The organism is Pseudomonas sp. FW305-3-2-15-E-TSA4 (assembly GCF_058787295.1).
In genome coordinates, this window is record NZ_JBYSZP010000010.1 from 256809 (window position 1) to 263993 (window position 7185).

General features: G+C 57.0%; 8 protein-coding genes and 1 rRNA gene. 5 read left to right on the forward strand and 4 right to left on the reverse strand.

Features of this window, described 5'->3' with window-relative positions; translation table 11 throughout:
* Positions 1-63: 63 nt before the first annotated feature.
* Both AC3WMV_RS16160 and AC3WMV_RS16165 read right to left on the reverse strand, forming a co-directional pair.
* On the reverse strand, positions 64-885 hold the full coding sequence (locus tag AC3WMV_RS16160; protein WP_103369108.1) for an aminoglycoside phosphotransferase family protein: 822 nt from the start codon (positions 883-885) through the stop codon (positions 64-66).
* Positions 872-1360 (reverse strand): SRPBCC family protein, encoded by a 489-nt coding sequence (locus AC3WMV_RS16165; protein ID WP_095140019.1) that lies wholly within the window; start codon positions 1358-1360, stop codon positions 872-874. The genes AC3WMV_RS16160 and AC3WMV_RS16165 overlap by 14 nt, the downstream gene beginning before the upstream one ends.
* A 197-nt stretch (positions 1361-1557) precedes the next feature.
* Between AC3WMV_RS16165 and AC3WMV_RS16170 the strand changes: the two genes are divergently transcribed.
* The 5 genes from AC3WMV_RS16170 (at position 1558) to AC3WMV_RS16190 (ending at position 4730) form a co-directional block, all read left to right on the forward strand.
* Complete coding sequence (locus tag AC3WMV_RS16170; RefSeq protein WP_103369107.1) at positions 1558-2478, forward strand: ADP-ribosylglycohydrolase family protein; 921 nt, start codon at positions 1558-1560, stop codon at positions 2476-2478.
* Between the two features lie 56 nt (positions 2479-2534).
* The gene (locus AC3WMV_RS16175) at positions 2535-2939 is read left to right on the forward strand and encodes a lysozyme inhibitor LprI family protein (RefSeq protein ID WP_096797188.1); all 405 of its coding nucleotides are present in this window, start codon (positions 2535-2537) and stop codon (positions 2937-2939) included.
* A 219-nt stretch (positions 2940-3158) separates the two neighbouring features.
* Positions 3159-3764 carry a DUF2975 domain-containing protein gene (locus AC3WMV_RS16180; protein ID WP_095140016.1) on the forward strand — a complete coding sequence of 202 codons (606 nt, stop codon included), beginning with the start codon at positions 3159-3161 and terminating at the stop codon, positions 3762-3764.
* Between the two features lie 9 nt (positions 3765-3773).
* Complete coding sequence (locus AC3WMV_RS16185; protein WP_003226632.1) at positions 3774-3980, forward strand: helix-turn-helix domain-containing protein; 207 nt, start codon at positions 3774-3776, stop codon at positions 3978-3980.
* 78 nt (positions 3981-4058) lie between these two features.
* Positions 4059-4730, forward strand: a complete 672-nt coding sequence (locus AC3WMV_RS16190; RefSeq protein WP_103369106.1) for a hypothetical protein — start codon at positions 4059-4061, stop codon at positions 4728-4730.
* A gap of 68 nt (positions 4731-4798) precedes the next feature.
* Here the strand turns inward: AC3WMV_RS16190 and mrdA are convergent, their stop codons facing one another.
* Together mrdA and rrf are read right to left on the reverse strand one after the other, a co-directional pair.
* Positions 4799-6691: a penicillin-binding protein 2 gene (gene mrdA, locus AC3WMV_RS16195; RefSeq protein WP_103369105.1), complete on the reverse strand. Its 1893-nt coding sequence runs from the start codon at positions 6689-6691 to the stop codon at positions 4799-4801.
* Positions 6692-6927: 236 nt separating this feature from the next.
* Positions 6928-7043, reverse strand: a 5S ribosomal RNA gene (rrf, locus tag AC3WMV_RS16200).
* Between the last annotated feature and the right edge of the window lie 142 nt (positions 7044-7185).

Sequence of the window (7185 nt, forward strand, 5' to 3'; positions counted from 1 at the left end):
CAAAAGCTACCACCGCGTGTAAGACATTCGCTATACCAGCCCTTCCGAAAACCCTTAGCCCTCTCAGTCATCCAGCAGGCAAGCGGCGATTTGCGCGATCTGCAGCTGTTGGGCAGCCTGTTGCTGCACATCGTCCTCCAGGAACCAGGCGGCCGACAATCCGGCAAACGCCAGCACCCATTGCAGCAAGCGTCGGCGATCAAGCCCGGACGCCTCGACGATCACCTCGACCTGCCGGCGCAATCGCTGTGAATCGCCAGCCGTCGGCAAGTCCGGGTTGCAGATCAGGTTGGCGTAGTCATAACCGCGCTCGCCGCGTACTCGTTTGGGATCAATAGCGAGCCAGCCGTGTGCAGCGAAATCGAGAACATTGTCGTGGTGCATGTCACCGTGCAGCACCACCACGTCCTGCGGATCTGCGAGCAAAGCTTCAGCCGCTTGCAGGCTCAGGGCATAGGTCCCGCCATGTTCGGCCGCGGCCACGCGCAGCGAGGCGAACCACGGTGCCAGCTCCACCAGCGGCGGTGGCGGCGTCGGGCGCGGCGCATGCAAGCGCGATAGTGTCGTGCACATGATCTGCGTGGCTTCGTCGTCTTCACCATTGAGCGCCATGTGCATCAACGAACGCCGGCCCATAGCCCTTTCCAGTAACAAACCTTCCTCGTGATGGGCCAGCACCCGCGCTGCGCCCTCACCGTCCCACCAAGTCATCAGTCGATTGCCGAATTGCTCGTCGGTATCCAGCGCAACCTTGAGCATGGCCGGCGTGTCGCCAAAACGCACCGGCAACAGACGGCTGCCGGGGGTGATGACCGGCTCACCGTCCGGCACCAGCGCCCAGCGTTGCAACCAGGGTTCGAAGATTGCGCAGTCAGTCACCGTCACGCTCGCGCGCCTTCGCGCTTTCGGCGAGAAACTGTTCAAGTCGACTCAGCTGTTCCTCCCAGCCACGGCTGTCCATGTAATACGCCTCCTTCTGTCGTACATCGGGAATGTGCGCGAAGCCGGACTCGGACACTTTGAGCAAAGTGCCGCCCTCGTAATCCTGCAGCTCGAACTTGACCAGCGTCGTCGGCTCCTGTGAATAGTCGATCTTTGGATTGACTGCGTAGGGGTGCCAGCGAAACGAAAACAACTGCTGTGGCTCGACCCGCTCGACGAGCACGTTCCACAACACATGCTCATAACCTGGATAGGTGACCTGCCCTTGCGTCCATTCCCCGGCAATGAACCGCCTGCCCTCCAGCGCTACACCAAACCACTGGCCAAACGCCTCGGCATCAACCAATGCGCGCCAGACATAAGAACGCGATGCCTTGAGCATGATTTTGCGTTCGAAACTATTGGGTACCGGTTTCATAAGTCACCTCCTGTTTTGAACAGTAGGCTTGTATGACCACATGTCCAACCTGAAGTTGTATCAAAGAGCTGCACCTGTTCAGTCCAAAGGAAACATTCGGCGGCATTTCCGATCGTTGAATAAGTGAATGACTGACGCAACCCTCCCGCTGAACCTGTTACCTTTTCCAGCGAAATGGATACAAACAAGGACGAAGCATGCAGCCATCTCTATCCGAACGTTATCGCGGCGCTCTGCTCGGTCTCGCTTGCGGCGACGCCGTCGGCACCACGGTGGAGTTCAAGCCACGAGGCTCATTCCAGCCGCTGACGGACATGGTCGGCGGTGGCCCCTTTCACTTGAAGCCCGGACAATGGACGGATGACACCTCGATGGCGCTGTGCCTGGCGGAGAGTCTTCTGAGCAAAAACACATTCGATGCGGCGGACCAGATGGGACGCTATCTGAACTGGTGGCGGTGGGGATATCTCAGCTCGACGGGGGATTGTTTCGATATTGGAATGACCGTCAGTCAGGCACTGTCGCAGTATCAGCAAACCGGTCAGCCCTTTGCCGGGTCAACCGACCCGTTTACCGCCGGCAACGGCTCGCTCATGCGTTTGGCGCCGGTGGTGCTGTTTTTCTTCCCTGACGTCCAGCAGATCCGCAACTTCGCCAGCGACAGTTCGCGGACAACCCACGCGGCCCCTGAAGCCATCGAATGCTGTCAATTGTTTGCCGAACTGATCGCCAACGCGCTGTTCGGTACCTGCAAAAACGAACTGTGCAGGCTGCCGCGCTCAGCTTTCACTGAGCCTAAAGTTGCCGCAATTGCTCGGGGAGATTATCTGGCCAAATCAGTCAATGATATCCGTGGCAGCGGCTACAGCGTTGAGTCGTTGGAAGCCGCGCTGTGGTGTTTTCATCACACCGACAGTTTTACAGCGGCGATTCTGCAAGCCGCCAACCTCGGCGATGATGCTGACACCACTGCCGCGATCGTCGGTCAATTGGCCGGGGCCTATTATGGCGTTCGGGCGATTCCTGCTCACTGGCTGGAAATACTTCATGACGGCGAGGAGATTGCAGCCACAGCGGATCGCCTGCTCGAAGCCTCCCGACTGCGCGTTCCTGAATAGAAGCACCACAGCCGCTAAACTGCTCTGCACTTTCATCCGACACAGTGAGATTAACCATGCTCCCACGCCTGCTCCTGGCCCTGACACCCGTCCTGTTCACGCCTCTCGCCCACGCCGCCGTCGACTGCGCCAACGCCAGCGATCAGGCCACCATGAACCAGTGCGCCGGGCAGGAATTCAAGGCAGCGGACAAGCAGCTGAACGCGGTGTATCAGCAGATCACCGGTCGTTTGAAGGACAACGCCGACGCCAAAAAGCTGCTGGTGAGCGCGCAGCGGGCGTGGATCGGCTTTCGTGATGCCGAATGCAAGTTTTCCGCGTCCGGTGTGGACGGCGGGAGTGTTTATCCATTGATTTACAGCAATTGCCTGACCGAAGTGACCAAGGTGCGGGTCGAGGCGCTGAAGCAGTATTTGAAGTGTCAGGAAGGTGACATGAGTTGCCCGGTGCCGGGGGCCTGATGTTGCAGGGGTTTCAGTTTTGCCAACAGGTTTGTTGATCCCACACTTGAAACACCTGTCGCGCGCTGGCCAGCCTACCGACTCCCCGCACCATGCGAGCGACCATGCGGCGCCGGATTAGAAGAGGATGCTCAAGCATCAAAATCATAAATTAATTATTGTAATTAGATAATTTATCATCGAGAATTCGCTACCAAATTGTAGCAACCAGGAATTTTCATGAGTACTCACATCAACGGATTGGCGCTGCAGCGCATGCATTGGATCGGGCTGCTGGCAGCAATTCTCGTCTGGGTTCTGGGGGTAACGGAGGTCGGCGGCAACGCAACGATCTGGTTCTTCAAAAAGGATGAAATGCTGGCGGGCCTGCTCTATGCCTTTGCTGAGGGCTCGCCGCAATTGCTTGACCCGTTTGTCGAAGGCGCACTGCTTGATCCCGACACCTGGCTGTCATCAACGGTCACGGCGCTGATCGTCTTTCTGGATTTCCTGCCCGTGGTCCTGTCGGCTTACGCGTTATGGCTGACCGGTTTGTTCTTTTTGCGCTTGTCGCGCGGCGAAACCTGGACCGACCGCAACATCAGGGTTCTCTGGCGAGTAGGCGTGCTCTGCATCGTTTCTCCGGCAACCTACCCGCTAATAGAGACCTTGCAAGGTCTGGCGTTGTCGATAGATCTGCCGCCGGGGGATCGGATTTTCCAGTTCTCGATCGGCATGTCTTCCGCTTCTGCCTACGAAATAATCAAAGGCGTATTACTCTGTATTTTTTCAATTATCATGCGTGACGCAAAAGTACTCAGCGATGAGCAAAGCCAATACATATAGAACAATATAATGACCATTATTGTCCGCCTTGACGTAGTCATGGCCACGCAAAAAATTCGTTCAAAAGAGTTAGCCGCCCTGCTCGGGATCACCGAGGCGAATCTGTCATTGCTCAAAAACGGCAAAGTCAAAGGCGTGAAGATGGCAACTCTGGACAAGCTCTGCGCTGCGCTCGATTGCCAGCCGGGCGATCTGCTGGAATACCAGAAAGACTAGCCCGCTGGCGGCGGTTTATTTATCGCCCCCTCATCCGTTTAACTTTTATTCAATCCTTAGTTGCAAGGCGTCTTTGTCATGTCCCGTTATTTGTTCTGCGTCCTATTAATGCTGACCGCGTTGCTTGGCGGCTGCGCCACGCAAATAGACGTAGCACTCAACGCAATACCTGATCCGGACTATCCGTTCGATCGAAAGGTAACCGTGCTGGTGACCTCGGCCAACGGCGCCGATGAGAACGCACTGAATGCCCGCTACTATCTTCGCGACATGGTCAACGCACTGAAAGACAGAGGCTTTCAGGAGGTTTATACCGACGCCAGCCTGCCCAGGAATCACGCGCCGATCAAAATGACCGTCACTCTCGATATCGGCAGCCGGCAAGTGTCTTATCGCTATACCGCCACCGACTATGGGCAAGTTCCAACCAGCACTACGACCGTGTGCAAGAACGCCAAGAAGAAAGATGACCGACTGACCTGTACCAGTAAGCCCAATACGACCTATGGCCCGGTGGGAACGTCAGAGCGTATCGGCTACACCACCCTCAGTACCTTCACTGTCACCGCCCGGGATGAGGCGAGTAAGCGCACGGTGTATCTGCTGCGGGCGTCGTCTTATAACGAGGACTGTCAGGCCGCCAAGGTCGAAGCGTTTCTGGTCGAGCAAGGCCTGCAGAATTTGAACTTCCAGGATCGCATGCAACGCAACTACAGCGTCACGATGCCCAAGGGTTACAGCTGCAAGTAGTCAGTTGCCCAAACGTGAGAGCTTCACAGCTCAGCCGGCGTGAGGCGGTGCTGTGAAGCTGACTCGGGTTAGACGTGGGGATCACCCGGCGGCTTGGCCGGCGCCGCGTATTGCGGCTTGAGGTGGCCGTCCTGGTCCAGTAACCAGGCGTCCATGATCTGTCGCACCACAGGGCCGGCCACTCGACCACCGGCCTCACCGTTTTCGATCATCACCGAGATGGCGATCTTCGGGTGCTCTGCCGGAGCGAAACCAACAAACAAGGCGTTGTCGCGATGGCGCTCAAGAGTTTTCTCCCGGTTGTAGCGCTCGCCTTGCTTGATCGCTACCACTTGCGCGGTACCACTCTTACCGGCAATGCGATACTGCGCTCCTGCCGCTGCGGCGCGCGCGATACCCCGGGCATCGTGCATCACCATCTGCATGCCGTGGTTGACCTGATCCCAGTCACGCGGGTTTTTCAGCAGGATATTCGGCATCGGATGCTCGTCGACCGGTGCCACGCCATCGACCGTTTTCGCCAGGTGCGGACGATTCCATACGCCCTTGTTGGCAATCAGTGCGGTGGCCTGAGCCAGTTGTAGCGGCGTGACCTGCATGTAACCCTGCCCAATCCCGAGGATCACCGTTTCCCCCGGGAACCAGGCCTGACGGCGCGTGGCACGCTTCCAGGCCTGAGACGGCATCAAACCGGGCGACTCTTCGAACATGTCCAGCGAGACCTTTTCGCCAAGGCCGAACATCGCCATGTAGTCGTGCAGGCGATCGATGCCGAGCTTGTGTGCCAGGTCGTAGAAGTAGGTGTCGTTGGAGCGCATGATTGCCGCGTCCATGTCCACCCAGCCATCGCCACTGTGGTTCCAGTTGCGGTACTTGTGATCGAAATCCGGGAGTTGGTAGTAGCCTGGGTCAAAGACCCGGGTCTGCGGCGTCACGACACCGGCATCGAGGCCGGCGATTGCCACTTCCGGCTTGATGGTCGAGCCCGGCGCATAGAGGCCGCGCAACACACGGTTGAACAGCGGGCGGTCGATGGAATCGCGTAGCGCCGAGTATTCCTTGGAGCTGATGCCAGTGACGAACAGGTTCGGGTCGAAACTCGGATTGCTGACCATGGCCAGCACTTCACCGGTGGACGGGTCGAGAGCCACCACCGAGCCACGACGGTCGCCCAGCGCGGCTTCGGCAGCCTCCTGCAGTTTGACATCGAGACTCAGAACAATGTTTTTGCCAGGCACTGGATCGGTGTGCTTGAGCACTCGCAGCACGCGGCCTTGGGCGTTGGTTTCTACCTCTTCATAACCGACGTGGCCGTGCAGCTGCGCTTCGTAGAAGCGTTCAATGCCGGTTTTACCGATGGATTGTGTGCCACGATATTCAACCGAATCGAGGGTCTTGGATTCTTTTTCGTTGATCCGGCCAACGTAGCCGATCGAATGCGCGAAGTGCGCCCCCAACGGGTAATGCCGAACGAACTGCGGCTCGACATCAAGGCCCGGCAGACGGAACTCGTTAACCGCCAACACGGCGATTTGTTCCTCCGTCAGCTCGTAGAACAGTGTCACCGGGGTGAATGGGTGACGGGACTGCTTCAGGGCCTTATCGAAAATCGTACGATCTTCGGCGGGTAAATGTAGCAGATTGATTACCTCATCCAGCTCCTGATTAACATCAGTGGCGCGTTCGCGGGTAATGATCAGGTTGTAACTGGGACGGTTATCAGCGAGCAGCACACCATTGCGATCGTAGATCAGGCCTCTTGTCGGCGGAATCGGCAAGACGTGCACGCGGTTGTTTTCAGAGATGGTCGAGTGGTAGTCGTATTCAACCACTTGCAGGATGTACAGGCGTACCACCAGAGCGCAACTGATGGCAAAGACGAACAGAGCGCAGGCGATCAACCGCTTGTTGACCAGACGCGTCTCTTTTTCGTGATCCTTGATCGGGATGGGTTCAGGCATTTCTACAGCAACTCTTTGACATAAATTGAGTGCCGATCCGTGGGCATGACATCAGTCCGTTAAAAAACGAGCTGCACCATACCAAAAACCGAGTGGTCACTTCAGAAGGATTTTCCCCAATGGCAGTCCCGGCGACGGTTGGAACTCTCGTGCCGTCTGACTCTGGCGAGAGAAGCACTTTCCTGCGGGCAAAACAAAACCCCAACTGCTTTCGCAATTGGGGTTTCGGAATTTAATCTTGACGATGACCTACTCTCACATGGGGAAACCCCACACTACCATCGGCGATGCATCGTTTCACTTCTGAGTTCGGGATGGGATCAGGTGGTTCCAACGCTCTATGGTCGTCAAGAAATTCGGGTACTGACTCGTGACCGGTTGGCCTCGCTTCAGCAAATCGGGTATGTGATACAGGTGTTTGTGAGCATCGCGAACTTTCGGTTCATTGCGTCTTCACACACCGCAATCTGGTCTCTTTCGAGCATTCAGATTGC

Bases quoted from the DNA above. Each gene is read 5' to 3' on its own strand.
- AC3WMV_RS16175 (WP_096797188.1), top strand. From the start codon at position 2,535: ATGCTCCCACGCCTGCTCCTGGCCCTGACACCCGTCCTGTTCACGCCT.
- mrdA (WP_103369105.1), bottom strand. From the start codon at position 6,691: ATGCCTGAACCCATCCCGATCAAGGATCACGAAAAAGAGACGCGTCTG.
- AC3WMV_RS16165 (WP_095140019.1), bottom strand. From the start codon at position 1,360: ATGAAACCGGTACCCAATAGTTTCGAACGCAAAATCATGCTCAAGGCA.
- AC3WMV_RS16170 (WP_103369107.1), top strand. From the start codon at position 1,558: ATGCAGCCATCTCTATCCGAACGTTATCGCGGCGCTCTGCTCGGTCTC.
- AC3WMV_RS16190 (WP_103369106.1), top strand. From the start codon at position 4,059: ATGTCCCGTTATTTGTTCTGCGTCCTATTAATGCTGACCGCGTTGCTT.
- AC3WMV_RS16180 (WP_095140016.1), top strand. From the start codon at position 3,159: ATGAGTACTCACATCAACGGATTGGCGCTGCAGCGCATGCATTGGATC.
- AC3WMV_RS16185 (WP_003226632.1), top strand. From the start codon at position 3,774: ATGACCATTATTGTCCGCCTTGACGTAGTCATGGCCACGCAAAAAATT.